Here is a 21803-nt window from a genome sequence, read left to right as displayed (position 1 = left end):
GATCCTCATGTCCGTATTCGGTTTGCAGCGCCTCTACATCGGCGGCGGTTACGTCGACGCCACGAGCGGCAAGACTTTCGACACCTTCGATCCCGCCACCGGCGAACTGCTCGCGCAGGTGCAGCAGGCGAGCGCGGCCGACGTCGACCGCGCGGTCGCGTCCGCGCAGGAAGGCCAGCGCGAATGGGCCGCGCTGACCGCGATGCAGCGCTCGCGCATCCTGCGCCGCGCGGTCGACCTGCTGCGCGAGCGCAACGATGCGCTCGCGGCGCTGGAAACGCGCGACACCGGCAAGCCGATCGGCGAGACGCTCGCCGTCGACATCGTCACCGGCGCGGACGTGATCGAGTACTACGCGGGCCTTGCGACCGCGATCGAAGGGCTGCAGGTGCCGCTGCGCGCCGATTCGTTCGTCTATACGCGCCGCGAACCGCTCGGCGTGTGCGCGGGCATCGGCGCATGGAACTACCCGATCCAGATCGCGTGCTGGAAGACGGCGCCCGCGCTCGCGGCCGGCAACGCGATGGTGTTCAAGCCGAGCGAAGTCACGCCGCTGACCGCGCTGAAGCTCGCGGAAATCTATACGGAAGCCGGCGTGCCGGCCGGCGTGTTCAACGTCGTGCAGGGCGACGGCTCGGTCGGTGCGCTGCTCACGGGCCACCCGGACATCGCGAAGGTGTCGTTCACGGGCGGCGTCGAGACCGGCAAGAAAGTCATGTCGCTGGCCGGCGCATCGTCGCTGAAGGAAGTGACGATGGAGCTCGGCGGCAAGTCGCCGCTGATCGTGTTCGACGATGCGGACCTCGACCGCGCGGCCGACATCGCGGTGACCGCCAACTTCTTCAGCTCGGGCCAGGTCTGCACGAACGGCACGCGCGTGTTCGTGCACCGCTCGATCAAGGACGCGTTCACGCAGCGCGTGCTCGAACGCGTGAAGCGCATCCGCGTCGGCAAGCCGACCGATGCCGATACCAACTTCGGCCCGCTCGTGTCGGCCGCGCAGCTCGACAAGGTGCTCGGCTTCATCGAAAGCGGCAAGGCCGAAGGCGCGAAGCTGCTCGCGGGCGGCACGCGCCTGACCGACGGCCATTTCGGCAGCGGCCAGTACGTGGCGCCGACCGTGTTCGGCGATTGCCGCGACGACATGAAGATCGTCCGCGAGGAAATCTTCGGGCCGGTGATGAGCATCCTCGATTTCGAATCGGAGGACGAAGTGATCGCCCGCGCGAACGACACGCACTACGGGCTCGCGGCCGGCGTCGTGACCGAGAACCTGTCGCGCGCGCACCGCACGATCCATCGCCTCGAAGCCGGCATCTGCTGGATCAACACCTGGGGCGAGTCGCCGGCCGAGATGCCGGTTGGCGGATACAAGCAATCCGGCGTCGGACGCGAGAACGGCATCACGACGCTCGAGCACTACACTCGGATCAAATCCGTACAGGTCGAGCTCGGCCGCTACAACCCGGTGTTTTAAGAAAGGAGAACCCGTCATGACGACACGCGAATACGACTACATCATCTGCGGTGCGGGCTCCGCGGGCAACGTGCTCGCAACGCGCCTGACGGAAGATCCGGACGTCACGGTGCTGCTGCTCGAAGCGGGCGGCCCCGACTACCGCTTCGACTTCCGCACGCAGATGCCGGCCGCCCTCGCCTATCCGCTGCAGGGCCGTCGCTACAACTGGGCGTACGAGACCGACCCCGAGCCGCACATGGACAACCGCCGGATGGAATGCGGCCGCGGCAAGGGGCTCGGCGGTTCGTCGCTGATCAACGGGATGTGCTACATCCGCGGCAACGCGCTCGACTACGACAACTGGTCGACGCACAAGGGCCTCGAGAACTGGACGTATCTCGACTGCCTGCCGTACTTCAGGAAGGCCGAGACGCGCGACGTGGGCCCGAACGATTATCACGGCGGCAACGGCCCCGTATCGGTCACGACCAGCAAGCCGGGCGTGAACCCGCTGTTCGAGGCGATGGTCGACGCCGGCGTACAGGCCGGCTATCCGCGCACGGATGATTTGAACGGCTATCAGCAGGAAGGCTTCGGCCCGATGGACCGCACCGTCACGCCGAAGGGCCGCCGCGCGAGCACCGCGCGCGGCTACCTCGACCAGGCGAAGGCGCGGCCGAACCTCGAGATCGTCACGCACGCGCTCGCCGACCGCATCCTGTTCGACGGCAAGCGCGCGTCGGGCGTCACGTACCTGCACGGCAGCGAGCGTGCGACCGCGCATGCACGCCGCGAAGTGCTCGTGTGCAGCGGCGCGATCGCATCGCCGCAACTGCTGCAGCGCTCGGGCGTCGGCCCCGGCGCGTGGCTGAAGGAACTCGACATTCCCGTCGTGCTCGACCTGCCCGGCGTCGGCCAGAACTTGCAGGACCACCTGGAGATGTACATCCAGTACGAGTGCAAGGAACCCGTGTCGCTGTACCCGGCGCTCAAGTGGTGGAACCAGCCGAAGATCGGCCTCGAATGGATGCTGAACGGCACGGGCCTCGGCGCGAGCAACCACTTCGAGGCGGGCGGCTTCATCCGCACGCGCGACAACGATCCCTGGCCGAACATCCAGTATCACTTCCTGCCGGTTGCCATCAACTACAACGGCTCGAACGCGATCGAGATGCACGGCTTCCAGGCGCACGTCGGCTCGATGCGCTCGCCGAGCCGCGGCCGCGTGAAGCTGCGCTCGCGCGATCCGAACCAGCATCCGAGCATCCTGTTCAACTACATGGCCGAAGCGCTCGACTGGCGCGAGTTCCGCGACGCGATCCGTGCGACGCGCGAGATCATGCGGCAGCCCGCGCTCGACCGCTATCGCGGCCGCGAGCTGAATCCGGGCGCCGACTGCAAGTCCGACAAGGAACTCGACGCGTTCGTGCGCACCCGCGCGGAGACCGCGTTCCATCCGTCGTGCTCGTGCAAGATGGGTTACGACGACATGGCCGTGGTCGATGAGGAAGGCCGCGTGCACGGGCTCGAAGGGCTGCGCGTCGTCGATGCGTCGATCATGCCGATCATCACGACCGGCAACCTGAACGCGCCGACGATCATGATCGCGGAGAAGATCGCCGACAAGATCCGCGGCCGCCAGCCGCTCGCGCGGGTGGACGTGCCGTACTTCGTCGCGAACGGCGCGCCGGCGCGCAATGTCGCGAAGGCCGTGCGGCAGCCCGAGACGGCATGACGGCGGCGGGTGCGCCGCCCGCTCCTTGATGTTGTCCTGACGAAACGCCGCCGACAGCGATTGTCGGCGGCGTTTTGCATTCCTTCGTCAGCCGCCGTTGACCTCCTGCCGCAAGCGCTCGACGTCCACGTGCTGCAGGTAGTTCGTGATGTTCCGCCAGACCGGATGGAACCCGTATCCGCCGTGCTGCAGCTCGTCGAGCGCCTGCTCGCGCGTCCAGCCCTGGTACACCATCCGGTACAGCGCGGAAACGAGGCCCGTGCGATCGGCGCCGTGCTGGCAGTGGATCAGCACCGGGCCGTCCTGGTCCGCCGTCCGCAGCGCCTTCAGCGCGGCGACCATGTCTTCGTCGCGGATGTCCCACGTGTTGATCCGGATGCGCTGCATCTTGATCTGCGTGCCGGCCAGGATGCTGTCGTCCGCGTGAAACGAGCGGAAGCTGATGACCTTGCGGATGCCGAGCTTCTGCAACTCCGGCACGTCCGCGCGCGACAGTTGCGCGCTGCGATACAGCGTCGGCGTGATGCGATGCAGGTTGTTCACGCGAGCGTCGGTGATGCTTTGTGCCCATTGAATCGGTCGGGCGGCAACGCCGGAAGCCGGATCCGCGTATGCCGGCTGCGCGAGCCCCGCAAGCGTGGCGGCGATCGCGGCAATGAAGGCGATTTTCATGTCGGTTCAATAGAAGGCGCGCTTGCGCTCGCGGGACAGGACGAACAGCACGATCGCGGCGGCGCTCATGGTCCAGTAGTCGGTCGGGGCCACGCCCAGCCAGTGGATATGCCACGGCACGTTGGCCGGGTTGAAGCGGGCGAGACCGTAGGCCGGATTCAGCACGAACCACAGGAAATCCTCGGTCAGCCAGAACACCATGATGCACGCGATGATGCGGGCCTCGATCCGCCACGACCACCGTCCGTTGAACACGGACGGCAGGTGGAAGAACAGCGCGACGAACGGGAACACCCACGCGTGGTATCCGGTCATCGGCCGCCCGCCCCAGAAGAGGTCGAGCAGCCAGTGATGCTCGATGCGCCAGGTCGGCAGGTTGGCGGCCCAGCCCGCGCTGCCTTCGATCTGGATCTCCACGTTCGCGAAAAAGAACGCGAGCAACACGACCCACGCGACGACGAACAGCGTATGGCGCGTCGGCACAAAGCGCGCGACGCTCATGCGGCCGGCTCCAGGCCCAGCACGCGATCGAGCACGAAGCGCCCGGCCAGCGGCCGCCCGAGCGGGGCCAGGCGGCGGCGCATGTCGGCGAGGCGCTCCGGCGTCTGCAGCAATGCGCGGATCCGGTAGACGAGCGCATCGTCGTCGATCGCCTTGAGCGCCACGCCCTGTTCGAGCAGGAAATCCGCGTTGCGCTCTTCCTGGCCCGGAATCGGCGAATTGACGATCATCGGCAACTGCATCGCCAGGCATTCGGACGTCGTCAGGCCGCCCGGCTTCGTGATGACGAGGTCGGCGCAGGCCATCAGGCGTTCGACCTGCTGCGTGAAACCCTGCGGAAACAGCCGGCCGGGATGCTGCGCGGCGAGCGCCTTCAGCGACGCCAGCATCGCCTGGTTCTTGCCCGCCAGCGCGATCAGCTGGAAATCGGCATCCATCTCCAGCAGCCGAGCCGCCAGCACGTCGAGGCCGCCGAGGCCCGCGCCGCCGGACATCATCAGGAACGTCGGTCGCGCGGGATCGAGGCCGAACTCGGCCGCGCAGGCCGCGCGATCGAGCGGCCGGCCGAACGCCGGCATGATCGGGATGCCGCTGACGTGTACCGTCTCGGGCGCCATGCCGCGCGCGTGCATGCGCCACGCGATCTCGTCGTTGGCCGCGAAGTACCCGCGCATGTGCGGCACGACCCACATGCTGTGCAGATCGAAATCGGTGACCTGCACCCACACCGGTGTGTCGACGCGCCCTTTGCGAATCTCGCGCGACAGCAGTTCGGCCGGCAGGAAGTGCGTGCAGATGATCGCGTCCGGGCGCTGCCGCTCGATCTCCGCGAGCAGCTTCCGGCAATTGAGCCGCTCGATCGCGCGCCGGATTTTCTGCGACGGCGCGGCGGGATCGACCTCGTCGGTCTTCTGGTACAGGTAGCCCCACAGCGCCGGCTGGCTGCTGACGAGCTTGATGTAGAGATCGGTGTACAGCTTGCGGAAGCCGGTGGATACGAAATCCATCACGTCCAGGTGCGTGGCCTCGACGCCGGCCGGATGGTGGTCGGCGAACGCGCGGATCGCTTCGGCCGCGCGGGTATGGCCGGCGCCGGCGCTGACGCTCAGGAGGAGGATCTTCTTGCTTTGCTTTGACATCTGACTGACCGTTTCGATGATGGTGATCCGGATGCGGGTTCGGCGGCAGCGCTCTCACGCGGCGGCCTGTCGCGTCCGGCTTTCAACAAGCTTGGCGGATCTTCGGCGGCGCCGGGCGGTCGGTTATTCCGAATCGATCGCCGGCATCGCCTGCGGAATCATACTGCGTCCGCTCGATGCAGCCCGGATCGGTCGGTACCGCGCTGTCGGTCAGGCTGGCATGGCGCGCGGCCAGCGTAAACGCCGACGGCATGACGCCCCGCTCGCGCGTACGAGCGGGGCTCGGTCATTTCAGCGCGAACGGGGTGCTCGCGCGCAGGTCGTTTCGTGCAGTTTCGGCAAAGGCCGTGTGTCAGCCGGCCTTGTCCCCGTGTTCGCCGAACCGGGTCATCGCCACGGCCCGCGTCCGCATCCGCTTTGCGCGGACGATCGGGTTCGACCGGGACGTCAGGCTCATCGCGTCGCGCAGGCGGTCGAACGCGACATCCTCCTTCGGCCCGAAGCGGCTGAGCGCCGGCCACGCGAGCACGTCATCGAGCCACGTCCGCCATGTGTCTCCGTGAAAGCGGCCACCGATCTCCCGCACCGAGTCCGGCGCCGCGATCACGATGCCCGCCAGCAGGTAGTAAGCCCAGAAGCTGCCCGCGCCGACGAGCTGGTCGAGCCTGCACACGGATAGCGCCGCGAGCAGCCCGTCCGCCGACGCGAGATCGGCGCGATGCGCGCGGATTGCCCGCGCGACGAGGTTGTGCCGACCGCCGTACGCGGCAACGGAAATCCCGTTACCGGCGGCGAGCGCGGCCGAGAACATCGCGAGCGCGGCCATCTCGTCGATGCGCGATGCGTCGTCGCGCGGGCCGCACGCGCGCAGCACGATCGCGTCGATGATGGCGCCGGGCCGGGCCGATGTTTCCGCATTCGTTGCCGCGATAACGGTCAGCCTTTCTCTCAGGTTCTTCGCAGGCGGCGTCTCGCCGTGCCCGCCATTTTCATGTGCGATGCGTTCGCCGGCATCGTCGCCGTTGCATTCGACGCCGCCGGCAATCCGCTCGAGCGCGGCCCAGCCGACATCGGGATCGTCGAATGCGCACGCATCGACCACGCCGTGCGCGGCTTCGAACACGGCGCGCGAGCCGGGGCAGCAGCGTTCGGCTTCGGCAAGCTGCTGCGCGGAAGGCACATGCGAGCACGCGCCGAGCGGGTCGGTCGGATCGCATGCGCAGCCGCCGCCATCCATTGCGATCCACGGTACAAGCCGGTAGAGCACGGCCGCTGCATCGCGAGCCAGGCTCATGCCTGCCGGCATGCGTATCGTGTGTGACGCGACGACGGACGCGTCGCCAACGTCGCCCGCCGCCGCGCGAGCGGCAGCATCGAGATGTTCGATCAGGTACCGCAACCACGCGGCCGTGCGCAGCCGGTCAGGCGTCGCGCCGCGGGCATCGCCATACTTTGCTGGATCGGTAAGCATGGGCCGTCCGGGATGGTTCTGGTGAGTTGGAATAGTGGTACTTCAGTCGAATCGGATGGCGCGGTATGCCGCGCCGACCCCGCAAGGCCACGCGCATCGGATCGCGACGCGTGCGGCCAGCTCGCCGTCGCGCCGATACGCGCGACGACATGAATGCTTGATGGATGGCGGCCTGCCGCCTGGAAAGCGACCGCCCTGCCGAATGAATCCGGCCGCCGCACCGATACACGCGACGGCACGAACCCATCGAAGCTGCGGAAACCCGCCGCGCTTGCCGCACGGCCCGCGCGCGCGGCGGGTACCCGCTTCGATCCGCGACGCTTACTGCACGTGGAACTTCGGCGACGTCGTGACCGTGCCGGACACCGTGCAATTCGGCGTCAAGGCGGAGTTATTGAACGTCAGCGACGAGTTCGGATCGCTCCATGCCGTCACCACCTTGCTCGGGCCGCATGGGCCGAGCAGCGCGACGTTCACGTGCACGTTGTTGATCGACAACTGCGTCGTGCTGTCGGCCTGGCCCGTCCACGGCGACGTGCTGCTCGCCGTGCCGCTGATCAGGCCGCACGTGGCGCCGCCGGTAAACTGCGTCGACGTGATGTTGACGATACCGGTCGACGTGATCGTGCCGTTGAACGTCGCGTTGCAGGACGCGCTGATCGATCCCTTGCTGAGGTTCGTGAGCCCCGACACGGAGAACGGCTCGCCGTTCGGGTTCATCGGCTGCCCGTCGACACGCGAAACGGTCACTGCGAAAGCAGGCGCGGCCGAAACCGCGGTGAATGCCACTGCAGCAACAAGCGATACGATTTTGCGAATGCTCATTTGAACTGCCCCCTCTCTTCACAAATGGCGGCACGCCGCCAGGAACGCGACCACCCGGCCGTAACGGCACGGTCGGCCGGTCGCAGGAAGCCGCCGGCGCGCGTCAAGCGCGCCGGCAGCTCAGAACTTGTAGGAAATCCCGACGAACGTGATCAGCGGATCGGCCTTCAGCCGCGTGCGCGTGGTCGCGAGCGTCGAGCCGTCGGCCGCCCTGATCACGAGCGACGAGTAGGTCTTCAGCGGCATGTACGTCAGCGTCGCCGTCAGCCCCCAGTGCTTGTCGATCGCGTAACTCGCGCCGACGTTGTAGACCGGCGTGAACGACGACGACGCCTTGCCCTCCACCGACGTCGGCCCCGGCTTGCCGGCGCCGGCCGCGAGTACGCTGCCGAGGTTCTCGTTGATGTCCTTCGCGAAGTTGCCGTTCAGTTCGATGTTGCTGAACCAGCTATAGGCCACGCCGATCCCGACGAACGGGCGGAACTTCGCCGTCGGTGCATTGAAGTAGTACTGCAGGATGATCGTGGGGCTCCACTGCCGCGCGTTCTTCACGGCCGGCTGGTTCGCCGACTTGTCCATGTCGACATTGCCGAGCGAGCCGGCCGGGCCCGGCGGCCGGATCACGCCGTGCCCGGTCAGCGTGAACTCGGGCGGCACCCCGAGCACCGACGTCACCGCGATGTGGTCGGTGAAGAAATGCGTGAGCGTGAGGCCGACCGTATCGGCGTTGTTGACCGTCAGGCTCGTGCCCGGCGACGTGAACGACCCGGGCAGGCGCAGCGGCCCGTTGATCGGCATGCTTGCGAGATTCGTCGTCAACCCGTTGGTCGAATCCTGCGGCATGATGTGCAGCCAGCCCAGCGTCGCGACGTTGTCGCCCGCCTGCTGGGCCGATGCGAGCGTCGACACGCCTGCGACGACACCCGCGACAATCAGCTTCTTCATGAAGTCTCCCCTCATTCTGTCCGGGCGCCGCGCACCTGCGCGCGGCGCCGCCGTGTCTCCATCCAGGCGGTCACTGCACGAACGCGCCGACCGTGAAGTACGGATTGCTCGTATCGGCCATGTCCAGGAATCCGAATACGCCGCCGGTGAACACGAACTTGCCGGTCGCCGGCCCCGACGCCGCATCCGCATGCACGGTCGTGACGACGCCCGGCACCTTCTGCGTGAAGTCGAGGTTCAGTGCGCGCGTGAGCGCGGCCTGCGACGCATTGAACGGATCGAGCAGCGTGGCCTGCGCGCCGACGAGCGCGGTCGCGCGGTAGTTGAACGCGCTGTCGACGCCGGTGTACTCGCCGTTCTGCGAGCCCTGCGCGATCGCCGTCTGCGGGCTCAGGAACGAGATGCCCGATTCGTCGTCCGCGCTCGGCGGGCCCTGCGTGAGATCCGCGTTCGCGGCGCCGGTGCGGATGAAGACCGGCACGAGCTGGTTGCGCAGCTTGCCGACGATCAGGATCCCCTTGCCTGCCTTCGCCGGATCGAGCGCGGCAAGCGTCGGCGGAATCTGCGGCTGGTAATCGAGCGACTGGAACGCCGGCGCATCCGGGCGCAGCGTGAACGGCTGGTTCACGGTCGCGCTCGACGCGAGCGGCTGCCCGCCGTTCTTCTTGCCGAAGTTGTCGGTCTCGACGTAGCTGCCGTCCGCGTTGATCGTCACCTTCTGGTCGAGCGCCACCGGCTGGAAGTTCTGCGACGGCACCTGGTGATAGCCGAGCTGGTTGTACGTGCCGGCGATCTTCGTCAGGTCGGTTTCCAGCGACGAGAAGCTGATGAACGGGTAGTACGGAAACGTCGTCTGCGGGATCTTGCCGACGCCGATCACCCCGTTGAACTGGATCGTCGCGCCGGGAATCGCGCCGCCCAGCACGCCCTCGCCGAGAAACAGCCGCGCGGGGCGGCTCGGGTCGAGGCTCGCGTTCTGCATCCGGAACGTGCACTGGTTCAGCTTCACCGTCGGCAGCCCCGTTTCGTCGGCCAGCGTGCCGTCGACAACGTTGGCGGGCGCCGTGTCGCGCGTCGGCTGCACGGTGCCTGCGGTGATCGGCACCGGCGACGCGAGGTAGGTCATCCGGTACGTCATCTTCGTCGTGTCGAGCTGCACCTTCACGAGCTCGCCCGAGCCCGACCCGCCGACGAACACCGTGTTGTAGTCGATCGTCTGCGGGCACAGCCGGACCACCGGCGCGGGCGGCGGGTCGCCGTCGCCGCCGCATGCGGCCAGCATGGGCGCGAGCGACGCCGCGGCCATCCATTGCTTCAAATTCATAGGAATCCTCTTGAAATTCGATTCGCCGGCGGCGACGCGTGCGCCGCCGGTGTTACGTGCTCGATGCAGGGTTACTGGACGAACGCGCCGACCGTGAAGAACGGGTTGACCTGGCTGTTGTTGACGACCATCGCGTAGACGTTGCCGGCCGTCACGATCCAGCCCGTATCGCCCTTCTTGAAGATCGCCACGTTGCCGCTTGCGCCCTGCGCGTTGAAATCCTGCGTGGCAGTGACCTTGATCTTGCCGGGCGTGGCTTGCGTGTAGTCGAGCGCGAACTGCGAGGTCACCGACGACGTCTGAGGATCGATGAACGCCGCGGTGCCGCCCTGGAACAGCGTCGACGTGTAGTTCGCGGCGATCGTCGATACCGCGGTGCCGTCGTTGCAGCTGCCCGCCTGCGCCAGGAAGAAGGTACCGTTGAAACTGCCGGGCAGATCCGGATGCGGCACGTTGTTGTTGAAACTCGGGCCCGAGTTCGCGACCGCGAACGTCGCGGTGCTGGGCGCCACGATGCCGCAGGCGGACGCGCTCGTTGCGCCGATGAAGCCGCCCTTCAACGAATTTGCCGCGATGGCGGTGGTCGACGAGAGCATCGAGATCCCTACTTCGGCATCGGCGACCGACGCGAGCGCATTGCTCGAATCGACATGCGTGTAGCCCACGCGAATCACGACCGGCACCCGCACACCGTTCAGCTTGCCGACAATCATGATCCCCTTCGCCTGGCTCGGCGTCGCGATCACGATGCCCGGCGCCTGCCCCGCCACCGGATACGCGACCGCACCGAACTGGTTCGCCACCGCATTGCTCACGAACACGTTGTCGGCCGATCCGTCTGCGTTCTTGCGCAATGTCCACGGCGACCCGGTGGTCTGGCACGAGTAGTCGCTATTCGGCGTTATCGTGCACGAACCGTCCGCATTGAACGTCTGGTTCCAGTTGACCACGTCCGGCTCCCAGCCGACCGCCCCCGTACTGCTCTGGGCACTGCCGCCGACAGGCGACAGGTGGATCCCGACTTCGTTGTAGTTGCCTGCGACCTTCGCGAAATCCGTTTCGGTTTCGGTAAAGCCGATGAACGGATAGAAATCGAACGTGCGCGACGGCACGACGCCGAGCACGAAGCCGGGGAACGGTTCGATCCCGGCGAACGCGATGGTTGCACCCGGAATCCCGCCGCCCACCACGCCATTGCCGACGAACAGCATCGGCGGATCGGTACGCTTGATCGTCACCGAATATGCGCCGTCGCTCGTCGCGCCGCTGTCGAGCACGAACGCGCAGCGATTCTGCTCGGCGGTCGGGAGATTGGCCGGATGATGGAATGCGCCGCTGATCGTCAGGCCTGCGCGCGTGTCGTTGACCTGCCCCGCCGAGGTCGGCACCGACGATTCGAGGAACTGCATCTGGTAAGTGAGCTTCGTCGTGTCGAACTTCACCTTCACATACTCGCCGCTGCCCGCGCCGCCCGTATAGGTCGTCGTGTAATCGAGCGCGTCCGGACACAGCTTCGTCACGACGGGCGGCGTCGTTTCGGCGCCGCTCGGCCCGCATGCGCTGCCCGAGCACTGCGGCACGTTGATCGGCCCCGGATCGTCGCCGCCGCCGCAACCGGCGACGAACGGCAAAGCGAATACCGCGCACGACAGGATCGCTTTCCGCCATTCAGGAATACAAAGCATCAACCCCTCCTTTTCAGGTACGACAAGTCTCGTCCGGACGGGCTGCATGGCCCGCCGGTTGGTATCGCGCCGTCGCACGAACGCGCGGCGCATGACAGTGCGCGCATGGCGGCCGCGATGCCGGTCAGGCACATGCGGCACACGCCGCGGCGGCAGACAAGCGCGCTCCCGCGGCGCCGTCATGCGGCACGGCGCCGTCGGAACAATCGAAACGGAAAGTGGTTCGCCGCTACACGGCGATGCGACAACGCAGGCAGGCGACATGCGTCGCGCCTGCATTCAGCGAAAAATGGGGAAACGGCAGTCCGGCTGGCCCCGCGGATACGCGTCTCATGAAGTGGTCTCCATACGTACGCTTGATTCGTTATCGTGATGCGTCGTTGGTCGAGACTATGATCGGACCATGCAAACAAGTAAATGGATGCAGAGTTCCAAACGAACGGAACCGCGCGATCCCAACGCTTATGGGGTATTTGACAGTTTTTCAAACACCCTTCATTTTATTTGCTCAGACAAATACCCGGGCTGTCCAACACGCGTTTGAACGAAGACGGCCAACCCGCGTCCAGTCAGGCGTGCAGGCCCTCCGCGGCCCGCACGCATGCTGCGGCGCAACCTTACACGTCGATGATCGCGAGCGTGCCGTGGCTGCCGGGCAGCACCGCGTGGCGCGTGCCGGCGCGCGCGAGATACATCTGCCCGGCCCCGACCACGACCGTTTCCGCTTCGACTTCGAGCATCAGCGTGCCGTCGAGCACCAGCAGCCCCTCGTTGTAGTCGTGCACTTCCGCTTCGTAGGGCTGCGCATCCATGCGCAACACCTTGATCCGGGCCGGCCCGACCTCTCCGACGATCGTGGATTTCCACGCGACTGCCTGTGCGGCCGCAACCAATTTGAAATCGATCAAAGACATTCGCCCCGCTCCGTGAACGATGAAGGGAACGCATTATCGCGAGCGCGACGCGTGCCGTCCCGGTACGGCGCGACGGCGTTCGGGCGGCACAGTCGGCCGGCCGGCCGCCCCGCTGCCGCGCGGAAACGCGATCGCAGCCCGATTCGCCGAAAACGGCTCATATTGTTCAGGTAACTCAAATAAAGCATCGTTTTATTGAGCAACGTACCGTCAATTCACGCGAATCCGGCACCGGCAACGCGCGCCCTTTCCATCAGAATGCATTTCCATCTGCCGATTGCTAATATGGCGGTCCCGCGATCCCGCACCCCAACGCCGTTCGACATGACGCCCGCTCGCCATGCCGCCCCCGAATCCCGGCCGCTTCGCAGCGGCAGCGACCGCGGGCACGCACGGCGCACGCCGTCGCGCCGGCCGGTCGTGCCATCCGTGAGCATGCAACCGATCCTTTCCGTCTCCGACCTTTCCAAGACTTACGCGTCCGGCTTCCAGGCGCTGAAGCACGTGACCCTCGACATCCGCCCCGGCGAGATCTTCGCGCTGCTCGGGCCGAACGGCGCCGGCAAGACGACGCTGATCGGCTCGATCTGCGGCATCGTCACGCCGACCGAAGGCCGCGTGACGGTCGGCGGCCACGACATCCGCGATCAATACCGCGCGGCCCGCGACATGATCGGCCTCGTGCCGCAGGAGCTGACCACCGACGCGTTCGAAACCGTCTGGGCCACCGTGTCGTTCAGCCGCGGCCTGTTCGGCAAGGCGCCCGATCCCGCGTACATCGAGAAGACGCTGAAGGCGCTGTCGCTGTGGGACAAGCGCGACAACAAGCTGATGACGCTGTCGGGCGGCATGAAGCGCCGCGTGATGATCGCGAAGGCGCTGTCGCACGAGCCGCGCATCCTGTTCCTCGACGAGCCGACGGCCGGCGTCGACGTCGAGCTGCGCCGCGACATGTGGAAGCTCGTCGATTCGCTGCGCGAAAACGGCGTGACGATCCTGCTGACCACGCACTACATCGAGGAAGCCGAGGAAATGGCCGACCGGATCGGCATCATCCTCGGCGGCGAGCTCGTGCTCGTCGAGGAAAAGCGCGAGCTGATGCGCAAGCTCGGCAAGAAGCAGCTGACCGTGCAGCTCGAGCAGCCGCTCGCCGACATGCCGTCCGCGCTCGCGCCGTTCGGGCTCGAACGCGCAGACGACGGCGCCGCGCTCGTCTACACGTACGACTCGCAGCGCGACGACGCGAGCATCGCGAAGCTGATCAACGCGCTCGGCTCGGCCGGCATCGGCTTTCGCGACCTGCACACGACGCAAAGCTCGCTCGAGGACATTTTCGTCAGCCTGATCGACAACCGCCGCAACGGCGTGCAAGGAGCCTGACGCATGAATCTGCATGGAATCCGCGCGATCTACCGCGCAGAAATGGCCCGCACGCGCCGCACGCTGATGCAGAGCATCATCGCGCCGGTGATCTCGACGTCGCTGTATTTCGTCGTGTTCGGCTCCGCGATCGGCTCGCGCATCAGCGACGTGAACGGCATCGGCTACGGGTCGTTCATCGTGCCGGGCCTCGTGATGCTGTCGCTGCTGTCGCAGAGCATCTCGAACGCGTCGTTCGGCATCTACTTCCCGCGCTTCACGGGCACGATCTACGAGATTTTGTCCGCGCCCGTGTCGTACTGGGAGATCGTGATCGCCTATGTGGGCGCGGCCGCGTCGAAGTCGATACTGCTCGGCGTGATCATCCTCGCGACGGCCGGCCTGTTCGTGCCGCTGCACATCCTCCATCCGTTCTGGATGGTGCTGTTCCTCGTGCTGACGGCGATCACGTTCAGCCTGTTCGGCTTCGTGATCGGCATCTGGGCCGACAGCTTCGAGAAGCTGCAGCTCGTGCCGCTCCTGATCATCACGCCGCTCACGTTCCTCGGCGGCAGCTTCTACTCGGTCGACATGCTGCCGCCCGCGTGGCGCATCATCACGCTGTTCAACCCGATCGTGTACCTGGTCAGCGGCTTCCGCTGGTCGTTCTACGGGCTCGCCGACGTGCATGTGTGGATCAGCCTCGCCGCGACCGGGCTGTTCCTCGTGATCCTGCTCGCGATCGTCGCGTGGATGTTCCGCACCGGATACAAGCTGAAGAACTGACGCAAACGGGCTCGTCCCGCGCCGCCCGCCGATGACGCATTTGGGCAAGCAGGCGGCGTTTTTCCTCTGATGTGCCATTTTGTGGTCGCGTCTACTGAATACCGAAGCATCGGGGCCTTGGAGCATGCGCTGCGAGGCCCTTTTTCATTTCAGAGGACGCCATGCCCGCCGCCACCGCTCCCGCCTCCGCCGCCGCCCGGCTCGAACGCCTGCCGTTCTCCGGCTATCACAAGCGGATCTTCTTCATCATCGCGATCGCGTTCTTCTTCGACTCGGTCGACCTCGGCACGATGACCTTCGTGCTCGGCTCGATCCGCAAGGAGTTCGGGCTGTCGACCGCGGCCGCCGGCCTCGTCGCAAGCGCGAGCTTCTTCGGGATGGTGCTCGGCGCGGCCGTCGCCGGCCTGCTCGCCGACCGCTTCGGCCGCCGGCCCGTGTTCCAGTGGAGCATGGTGCTGTGGGGCGCCGCGTCGTACCTGTGCTCGACCGCGCAGAGCGTCGACGCGCTGATCGTCTACCGCGTGCTGCTCGGCATCGGGATGGGGATGGAATTCCCGGTCGCGCAGACTTTGCTGTCCGAATTCGTGCCGGCCGAGAAGCGCGGCCGACTGATCGCGCTGATGGACGGCTTCTGGCCGCTCGGCTTCATCACGGCCGGTGTCGTCGCGTACTTCGTGCTACCGCAGTTCGGCTGGCGCACGGTGTTCGCGCTGCTCGCGATTCCCGCCGTGTTCGTGCTCGTCGTGCGCCGCATCGTGCCGGAATCGCCGCGCTGGCTCGAGCATGCGGGCCGGCACACGGAAGCCGACACGGTGATGCACACGATCGAGGCGAAGGTGATGCGCTCGGCCGGCATCACGACGCTGCCGCCGCCGTCGCGGCTCGCCGAACCGGCGGCCGCACACGGGCGCGGCGCGCTGCGCGAGATCTGGAGCGGCGTGTACCGACGCCGCACGGTGATGGTGTGGCTGCTGTGGTTCTTCGCGCTGCTCGGCTTCTACGGCCTCACGTCGTGGCTCGGCGCGCTGTTGCAGCAGGCCGGCTTCGAGGTCACGAAATCGGTGTTCTACACGGTGCTGATCTCGCTCGGCGGCGTGCCGGGCTTCCTGTGCGCCGCATGGCTCGTCGAACGCTGGGGACGCAAGCCGACCTGCATCGCGTCGCTGATCGGCGGCGGCGCGATGGCGTTCGCCTACGGCCAGAGCGCGCTGTACGGCGGCAGCATGACGCTGCTGATCGGCACGGGCCTCGCGATGCAGTTCTTCCTGTTCGGGATGTGGGCCGCGCTGTACACGTACACGCCCGAGCTGTACGGCACCGGCGCGCGCGCGACGGGCTCGGGCTTCGCGTCGGCGATCGGGCGCGTCGGCTCGCTGATCGGGCCTTACGTGGTCGGCGTCGTGCTGCCCGTGTTCGGCCAGGGCGGTGTGTTCACGCTCGGCGCGCTGTCGTTCGTCGCGGCCGCGATCGCCGTGTGGACGCTCGGGATCGAGACGAAGGGTCTCGCGCTGGAACAGCTCGCGGCGGGTGACGAAGCGGGTGGCGGCGGCCGGTATCCGGCGGCGGCAGCGGCGGACAAAACGTCCTGATTGCCGGGCCTTGTGGGGGTTTGTTTCAGGCCGGGCGCGCGTTCAGCGCCATTCCCGGCCGCTGCGTGAACAGACGGCCTCACGTCCGGAGCGACGCTACCAGACTGCATCGACGCACCGGTTCGCGCGCGGCACCTTGCTTGGTGCGTCGCAGCGATCACTCGACGGTGCTGTCTCGCCCCCACTGCCCGCGCGTGCTCGCCGGCGCGATCACGCATTGCGAGGCCGCCGCCGCGTGACGCACGCGGGCGGCAACCCCATGGCGGTACAGCAGGTGCCGGTCAGTCGCCGGCGACGACGAACTCTTCGGCCGCCTTGCGCTGGACCGCGGCCATCACCGCCAGCTCGCGCTTGCTGAGCGTGTCGCCGGACCCGACGCCCGTCGCGTGCTTCGCCTTCGCGCCCAGCGGGAAAAAGACGAACGACGCACCGGCCGGGGCCGCTGGCTCGGCGCGCAAGCGTTTGTTCAGGATTTTCAGGTATTTCTTCTTCGAGACTTCTTTAGCAGCCATGGCATCCTCCGCGTAGACGTGGTGAGGATCAGCATACCAGTTTTGGTGGCGCGCTCGGCAGCAGCGCCCGTCGGTTCGCCCGGCATCGAAATTTCTTCGCGCACGATGTCGATTCGCGTCGCTCCCGCGCGTCGTGTTGTCGTAACCGATCGTTTTGCCGTCGGCACGGCCGGCGGCGCCCGTCCACTCCCATTCAAGGAGAAACAGCAATGCGCGTCATGGTAATCGTCAAGGCAACCGCCATTTCCGAATCGGGCGCGATGCCCGATACCGAACTGCTGGCCGCAATGGGCCAGTACAACGAAGCGCTCGTGAAAGCCGGCGTGATGCTCGCCGGCGAGGGACTGCATCCGAGTTCGCGCGGCAAGCGCGTGCACTTCTCCGGCAAGGATCGGACGGTCATCGACGGCCCGTTCGCCGAAACCAAGGAACTCATCGCCGGCTACTGGCTGTGGGAAGTGAAATCGATGGACGAAGCCGTCGAATGGGTGAAGCGCTGCCCGAACCCGATGCCCGTCGAATCGGACATCGAGATCCGACAAATCTTTTCGCCCGAGGATTTCGGCGCTGCACTCACCCCCGAGCTGCAGGAGCAGGAAGCGCGGATGCGTGCAGAAGTCGAGGCCGGGAAGCACGTGTAAGTCGAGCGGCGTCCGACGGTTTCGCATGACCGCCGGGCGCCCCCTACCCGCTGATACGTGCGCGGCTCACGCGCGCTTGCGTGGCACCGCGAGCCGCTCGACCGCGCCGCCGGTCACGTCCCTGAACATCCCGGCATTGCCGTACGCCCGTGCGGCAAGCATCGCACCGTAGACCAGCGATACGAACGTCGCGGCCTCGGTCTGCACCGACACGCCCGGCTGCACGACGCCGTCTTTCACCCCGGCCTCGAGCACACGCACCAGCCACGCGGCGAGATCGTCGAAATGCGCCTTCACCGCCCGCGCGACGTCGTCAGGCAGCGCCGGCAGTTCCGCGCCGAGCATGCCGGCGACACAGAACGGCGCGCTGTCGTCCGCGATGCAGCGTTCCCAGTAGCCGATGTACGCGCGCATCTGCACCAGCGCGTCGGCGCCGCTCGAGTCGAGCAACGCCATGTCGGCGTCGAAGTTCGCCTGCGACTGTTGCAGCACGGCGACCGCCAGATCCGCCTTCGTCGGGAAGTGGTGGTGAATGCTCGCCTTCCGGATATCGATCGCGTCCGCAATGTCGGCATAGCTGAACCCGCTGTAGCCGCGCCGCATGATCAGTTGCCGCCCGGCTTCGAGAATGCGGCCCGCCGTACTGTCCCCCGTTATCGTCATATTCACCTACCATCTAGTCGGATGAAAAACAGGGATAGTTTACCGCCGTGAGATAGTCTTTTCCAGCCGCGATTTCTCCTTGCATCTTCACCCTACCTACTAGTAGGATGACTCCATCGACAGAACAAGACGCCTGTCGATATCCGACGGTTTCTACCCTGTCTTCCTTCTGGAGAATGAAAATGAAGCGCTTCCCCCAAGTCCGCCAGATCGCCGCGGCACTCGCCTTGTCCGCCGCCGCACTCGGCTCGCATGCGGCCGTCGCCGCCCCCGTCAAGAACGTCGTGCTGGTCCACGGCTACTTCGCCGACGGCTCGGGCTGGCAAGCCGTCTCGAACATCCTGACGCGCGACGGCTACAAGGTTTCCGTCGTTCAGCAGCCGGAAACGTCGTTCGACGACGACGTGAAGGCAACCCGCCGTGTGGTCGACGCGCAGGACGGCCCGACCATCCTCGTCGGCCACAGCTATGGCGGCGCGGTGATCACCGAAGCCGGCAACGACGACAAGGTCGCGGGCCTCGTCTACGTGGCCGCGTTCCAGCCCGACACCGGCGAAAGCCCGCTCGACCTGACCAAGAAAACGCCGCCCGCGACGCACGCGATCAAGGCCACCGAAGACGGCCACCTGGTTTTCGACGAAGCGTCGTTCCACGCCGACTTCGCGGCCGACGTGCCGGCCGCCGAAGCGAAATTCATGGCGATCTCGCAGGTGACGCCGGCCGCGCAGTCGTTCGGCGTGCCGGTCACGCACGCCGCATGGCGGACCAAGCCGAGCTGGGCGGTAGTCGCCACGGCCGACCGCGCGATCAACCCCGAGCTCGAACGCTTCATGACGCAACGCGCCGGCAGCAAGACGATCGAACTCAAGTCGAGCCACGTCGCCTACATCTCGCACCCGGCCGAAGTCGCGAAGCTGATCGAACAGGCAGCCAAGAGCGCCGGCAAGGAGTGATGCAACGCATCGCCCGAATCCCCCCGTTGACGCTACCCGCCGAGTAACGTATCGTTTTGATACGTTACTCGGCGAGATCCTTCCGTCATGCATTCCCGTTTCGACCGTTTCCGCACCACCACGCTCGGTGCCCAGCTCGAAGCGCTGATCACGCAACCCGGGCGCTACGTCGAGTTCGCCGCGCTGTCGCGCGTGGGCGTCGCCGCGATCGGCGCGATCCAGCACGAGATCGCGCGCAAATTCCCCGAAATCGAAGCCGACACGACGGCCCGCCAGTTCTGCGGCGCGATGGTCGCGGAAGTCATGCGCCGCCACGGCCACGACGTCGTGCAGGCGCGCGGGCGGCTCGGCGGCACGCTGTTCAGCTATGGCGCGGTGTTCAGCGCGTATCCGCAACTGCTGCCGTTCGCCGACGTCGTCGCCGCGCTGGCCCGCCTGCCCGAACGGCTCGCCGCGTATGCGGCGCACGTGCCGGCCGCGCTGTGGACACGCCGCCCCGACGGCACGGGCTTCTCGCTCGTCGAGCACGCCTGCCACCTGCGCGATCTCGACGCGGTATTCGCCGAACGCATCGACGCTGTACGCGCGCTCGAACTGCCGGTGATCGCATCCGTCGACGGCACCGTGCTCGCCGCGCAACGCGACTATCTCGCGCAGCCGCTTGACGCAGCCGTCACGGCATTCCGCACCGGCCGCGCCGCGCTGTGCGCCACCGCCGCCGCACTGGAACCGTCGCAACTCGCACGCTGCGGGCTGCGCGACGGCGTCCGCCGCATGTCGCTCGACGAACTCGTGCGCGAACTGCTCGACCACGACCGCACGCACGTGCTCGAACTCGACGAACTGCTCGCCGAGCTTGAATTGCCGCCCCTTCCTTGCGCCCCCGCCCAATGACCCGGCCCACGCCCGTCGTCTTCATTCACGGCTTCATCGGCACACTCGACGTGCGCGGATGGAACGGCCCGCATCTCGCCCCCGACCTGCTCGGCTACGGCGCGCATCGCACGGCGCCGTTCGACGCGATCACGCTCGCCGCGCAGGTCGGGCATGTCCGGCACGCCGTCGATGCGCACTTCGGCCGGCAGCCGGTCGATGTCGTCGGCCACTCGGTCGGCGGCGCGATCGCGATGCTGTTCGCGCATGCGCATCCCGAACGCGTGCGGCGCATCGTCAACGTCGAAGGCAACTTCACGCTCGACGATGCGTTCTGGTCTGCGTCGGTCGGCCGCATGACGCCCGTCGAAGCCGACGCGATGCTCGACGGCCTGCGCGCCGATCCGCTTGACTGGCTGCGCGGCGCGATCGACGCTCCGTCGCCGCGCATGCTCGACGACGCACGCCGCTGGCTCGCGCATCAGCCGGCGTCCACGCTGCGCGCGATGGGCCGCTCGGTCGTCGCGACGACCGGCGATGCGGGCTACGTTCAGGCGCTTGCCCGGGTGTTCGAACGTCACCCGGTCTGGCTGGTCGCCGGCGAACGCTCGCGCGCGGGCTGGCACGTGCCGGACTGGGCGCTCGCGCGCTGCGCCGGCTTCGACACGATCGAAGGTGGCGGGCACCTGATCCCGGCCGAGCGGCCCGACGCGTTTCGCGACGCAATCGAGCGTTGCCTGGGCTGATGCCCGCCTGACAACCCGTAGGATTCGCCGAAATATGGTTGAAAGGCGCGGTTGCTAGAGTCGACGGAACAGGGTTTTCCCGGCGCCCCGCCGCCGGACAGGGTCGACACATGCAAGGATCGATGCACCTGGCACGCGCCTTCTGGCTGGTTCTGCTGCTCGCCATCACCGGCCCTGCCTTCGCGTTTCATGCGCGGATCGTCGCGATTCCCAGCGCCGCGATGAGCGAGACGCTCAAGGCGACCGTCGTGCTGCCCGACACCTATGCACGCGGCAACCGCGACGGCGACCGCTATCCGGTCGTCTATCTGCTGCACGGCTCGGGCGGCGACCATACCGACTGGATGTCGAACACGCAAATCGCCGCGCTGGCCGACCGCTACCACGTGATCCTCGTGATGCCCGACGGCGGACACGAAAGCTGGTACATCGACAGCCCGTTCGATTCGGGCAGCCGCTACGAAACCTTCATCGGCGACGAAGTCGTGACCTACGTCGATTCGCACTTCCGCACGATCGCGACGCAGCGCGCCCGCGCGATCACCGGGCTCAGCATGGGCGGCTTCGGCGCACTGCGCATCGCGCTCGACCGGCCCGACACGTTCGGCGCGGTCGGCAGCATCAGCGGCGCGGTCGATCCGCGCTGCTGCGAGGACGAGCCGGGCATCGACCACGTGTTCGGCGACCCCGGCCGCCATCCGTCGTTCTGGAACCGCAACGTGATCGTCGAAAACGCGCGCGCGTTCGTGCGCGCGCATCTCGACCTGACGATCGATTGCGGCCGCGACGATGCGTTCGTCGGCTCGAACCGCACGCTGCACGAACGGCTCGTCGCGCTCGGCGTGCCGCACGACTACGCGGAGCGGCCGGGCGGCCATACCTGGGATTACTGGGCGAATGCGATCCGCTACCAGATGCGGTTCTTCGCGACGTCGTTCCAGCATGGCGGCTATGCGTCCCATCCCGCGCCCCATGCGCCGGGCATGACACGCGCGGGCTGACGCACGCCGC

Annotated in this window: 21 protein-coding genes; 10 read left to right on the top strand and 11 right to left on the bottom strand. The window is 67.0% G+C overall.

The window, feature by feature from the left end:
- The first annotated feature begins 7 nt into the window (after positions 1-7).
- Both betB and betA read left to right on the top strand, forming a co-directional pair.
- The gene (gene betB, locus BFF94_RS25730; protein ID WP_219140003.1) at positions 8-1477 is read left to right on the top strand and encodes a betaine-aldehyde dehydrogenase; all 1470 of its coding nucleotides are present in this window, start codon (positions 8-10) and stop codon (positions 1475-1477) included.
- A 16-nt stretch (positions 1478-1493) separates the two neighbouring features.
- The gene (betA, locus tag BFF94_RS25725; RefSeq protein WP_128844353.1) at positions 1494-3194 is read left to right on the top strand and encodes a choline dehydrogenase; all 1701 of its coding nucleotides are present in this window, start codon (positions 1494-1496) and stop codon (positions 3192-3194) included.
- Positions 3195-3281: 87 nt separating this feature from the next.
- On the opposite strand, the gene BFF94_RS25720 is transcribed toward betA, so the two are convergent.
- The 9 genes from BFF94_RS25720 to BFF94_RS25680 all read right to left on the bottom strand — a co-directional run bounded on the left by BFF94_RS25720 (position 3282) and on the right by BFF94_RS25680 (position 12670).
- A complete protein-coding gene (locus tag BFF94_RS25720; RefSeq protein ID WP_128844351.1) occupies positions 3282-3866 on the bottom strand; it encodes a dual specificity protein phosphatase family protein in 585 nt (194 codons plus the stop codon).
- Positions 3867-3872: 6 nt separating this feature from the next.
- On the bottom strand, positions 3873-4367 hold the full coding sequence (locus tag BFF94_RS25715; protein WP_128844349.1) for a hypothetical protein: 495 nt from the start codon (positions 4365-4367) through the stop codon (positions 3873-3875).
- Positions 4364-5506 carry an MGDG synthase family glycosyltransferase gene (locus tag BFF94_RS25710; RefSeq protein ID WP_128844347.1) on the bottom strand — a complete coding sequence of 381 codons (1143 nt, stop codon included), beginning with the start codon at positions 5504-5506 and terminating at the stop codon, positions 4364-4366. The genes BFF94_RS25715 and BFF94_RS25710 overlap by 4 nt, the downstream gene beginning before the upstream one ends.
- 352 nt (positions 5507-5858) lie before the next feature.
- Positions 5859-6977 carry a hypothetical protein gene (locus tag BFF94_RS25705; RefSeq protein WP_128844344.1) on the bottom strand — a complete coding sequence of 373 codons (1119 nt, stop codon included), beginning with the start codon at positions 6975-6977 and terminating at the stop codon, positions 5859-5861.
- Between the two features lie 321 nt (positions 6978-7298).
- Entirely contained in the window at positions 7299-7802 is a 504-nt protein-coding gene (locus BFF94_RS25700) for a PraA/PraB family alkane oxidation protein activator (RefSeq protein WP_128844341.1), read from the bottom strand.
- 120 nt (positions 7803-7922) lie between these two features.
- Complete coding sequence (locus BFF94_RS25695; protein WP_128844338.1) at positions 7923-8747, bottom strand: OmpW/AlkL family protein; 825 nt, start codon at positions 8745-8747, stop codon at positions 7923-7925.
- Positions 8748-8817: 70 nt separating this feature from the next.
- The gene (locus tag BFF94_RS25690) at positions 8818-10071 is read right to left on the bottom strand and encodes a DUF2957 domain-containing protein (RefSeq protein ID WP_219140002.1); all 1254 of its coding nucleotides are present in this window, start codon (positions 10069-10071) and stop codon (positions 8818-8820) included.
- A 71-nt stretch (positions 10072-10142) separates the two neighbouring features.
- Positions 10143-11756, bottom strand: coding sequence for a DUF2957 domain-containing protein (locus tag BFF94_RS25685; RefSeq protein ID WP_128844335.1), 1614 nt, complete (start codon positions 11754-11756; stop codon positions 10143-10145).
- A gap of 617 nt (positions 11757-12373) precedes the next feature.
- A complete protein-coding gene (locus tag BFF94_RS25680; protein WP_128844332.1) occupies positions 12374-12670 on the bottom strand; it encodes a cupin domain-containing protein in 297 nt (98 codons plus the stop codon).
- A gap of 435 nt (positions 12671-13105) precedes the next feature.
- Between BFF94_RS25680 and BFF94_RS25675 the strand changes: the two genes are divergently transcribed.
- From BFF94_RS25675 to BFF94_RS25665, 3 genes are all read left to right on the top strand, one after another.
- A complete protein-coding gene (locus BFF94_RS25675; protein ID WP_128844330.1) occupies positions 13106-14050 on the top strand; it encodes an ABC transporter ATP-binding protein in 945 nt (314 codons plus the stop codon).
- Between the two features lie 3 nt (positions 14051-14053).
- Positions 14054-14815, top strand: coding sequence for an ABC transporter permease (locus BFF94_RS25670; protein WP_128844327.1), 762 nt, complete (start codon positions 14054-14056; stop codon positions 14813-14815).
- A gap of 161 nt (positions 14816-14976) precedes the next feature.
- A complete protein-coding gene (locus tag BFF94_RS25665) occupies positions 14977-16404 on the top strand; it encodes an MFS transporter (protein WP_219140001.1) in 1428 nt (475 codons plus the stop codon).
- A 281-nt stretch (positions 16405-16685) separates the two neighbouring features.
- Here BFF94_RS25665 and BFF94_RS25660 read toward each other — a convergent pair whose 3' ends face one another.
- A complete protein-coding gene (locus tag BFF94_RS25660) occupies positions 16686-16916 on the bottom strand; it encodes a hypothetical protein (RefSeq protein ID WP_128844324.1) in 231 nt (76 codons plus the stop codon).
- 209 nt (positions 16917-17125) lie between these two features.
- On the opposite strand from BFF94_RS25660, the gene BFF94_RS25655 reads away from it, so the two are divergent.
- Complete coding sequence (locus tag BFF94_RS25655) at positions 17126-17557, top strand: YciI family protein (protein ID WP_128844321.1); 432 nt, start codon at positions 17126-17128, stop codon at positions 17555-17557.
- 66 nt (positions 17558-17623) lie between these two features.
- Here BFF94_RS25655 and BFF94_RS25650 read toward each other — a convergent pair whose 3' ends face one another.
- Complete coding sequence (locus tag BFF94_RS25650) at positions 17624-18220, bottom strand: TetR/AcrR family transcriptional regulator (protein WP_128844370.1); 597 nt, start codon at positions 18218-18220, stop codon at positions 17624-17626.
- A gap of 182 nt (positions 18221-18402) precedes the next feature.
- On the opposite strand from BFF94_RS25650, the gene BFF94_RS25645 reads away from it, so the two are divergent.
- The 4 genes from BFF94_RS25645 (at position 18403) to BFF94_RS25630 (ending at position 21793) form a co-directional block, all read left to right on the top strand.
- Positions 18403-19173 carry an alpha/beta hydrolase gene (locus tag BFF94_RS25645; RefSeq protein WP_128844319.1) on the top strand — a complete coding sequence of 257 codons (771 nt, stop codon included), beginning with the start codon at positions 18403-18405 and terminating at the stop codon, positions 19171-19173.
- 87 nt (positions 19174-19260) lie between these two features.
- Positions 19261-20067 (top strand): DinB family protein, encoded by an 807-nt coding sequence (locus BFF94_RS25640; RefSeq protein WP_219140000.1) that lies wholly within the window; start codon positions 19261-19263, stop codon positions 20065-20067.
- A complete protein-coding gene (locus tag BFF94_RS25635) occupies positions 20064-20792 on the top strand; it encodes an alpha/beta fold hydrolase (RefSeq protein ID WP_128844316.1) in 729 nt (242 codons plus the stop codon). Before BFF94_RS25640 ends, BFF94_RS25635 begins: the two co-directional genes overlap by 4 nt.
- Before the next feature lie 122 nt (positions 20793-20914).
- Positions 20915-21793, top strand: coding sequence for an alpha/beta hydrolase (locus BFF94_RS25630; RefSeq protein WP_201260413.1), 879 nt, complete (start codon positions 20915-20917; stop codon positions 21791-21793).
- Positions 21794-21803 lie beyond the last annotated feature (10 nt).

The sequence above is a fragment of the Burkholderia catarinensis genome (assembly GCF_001883705.2).
GTDB classification, from domain to species: Bacteria; Pseudomonadota; Gammaproteobacteria; order Burkholderiales; family Burkholderiaceae; genus Burkholderia; species Burkholderia catarinensis.
Note: the sequence above shows the minus strand (reverse complement) of the source record. Positions and strands in the feature narration are given on the sequence as shown.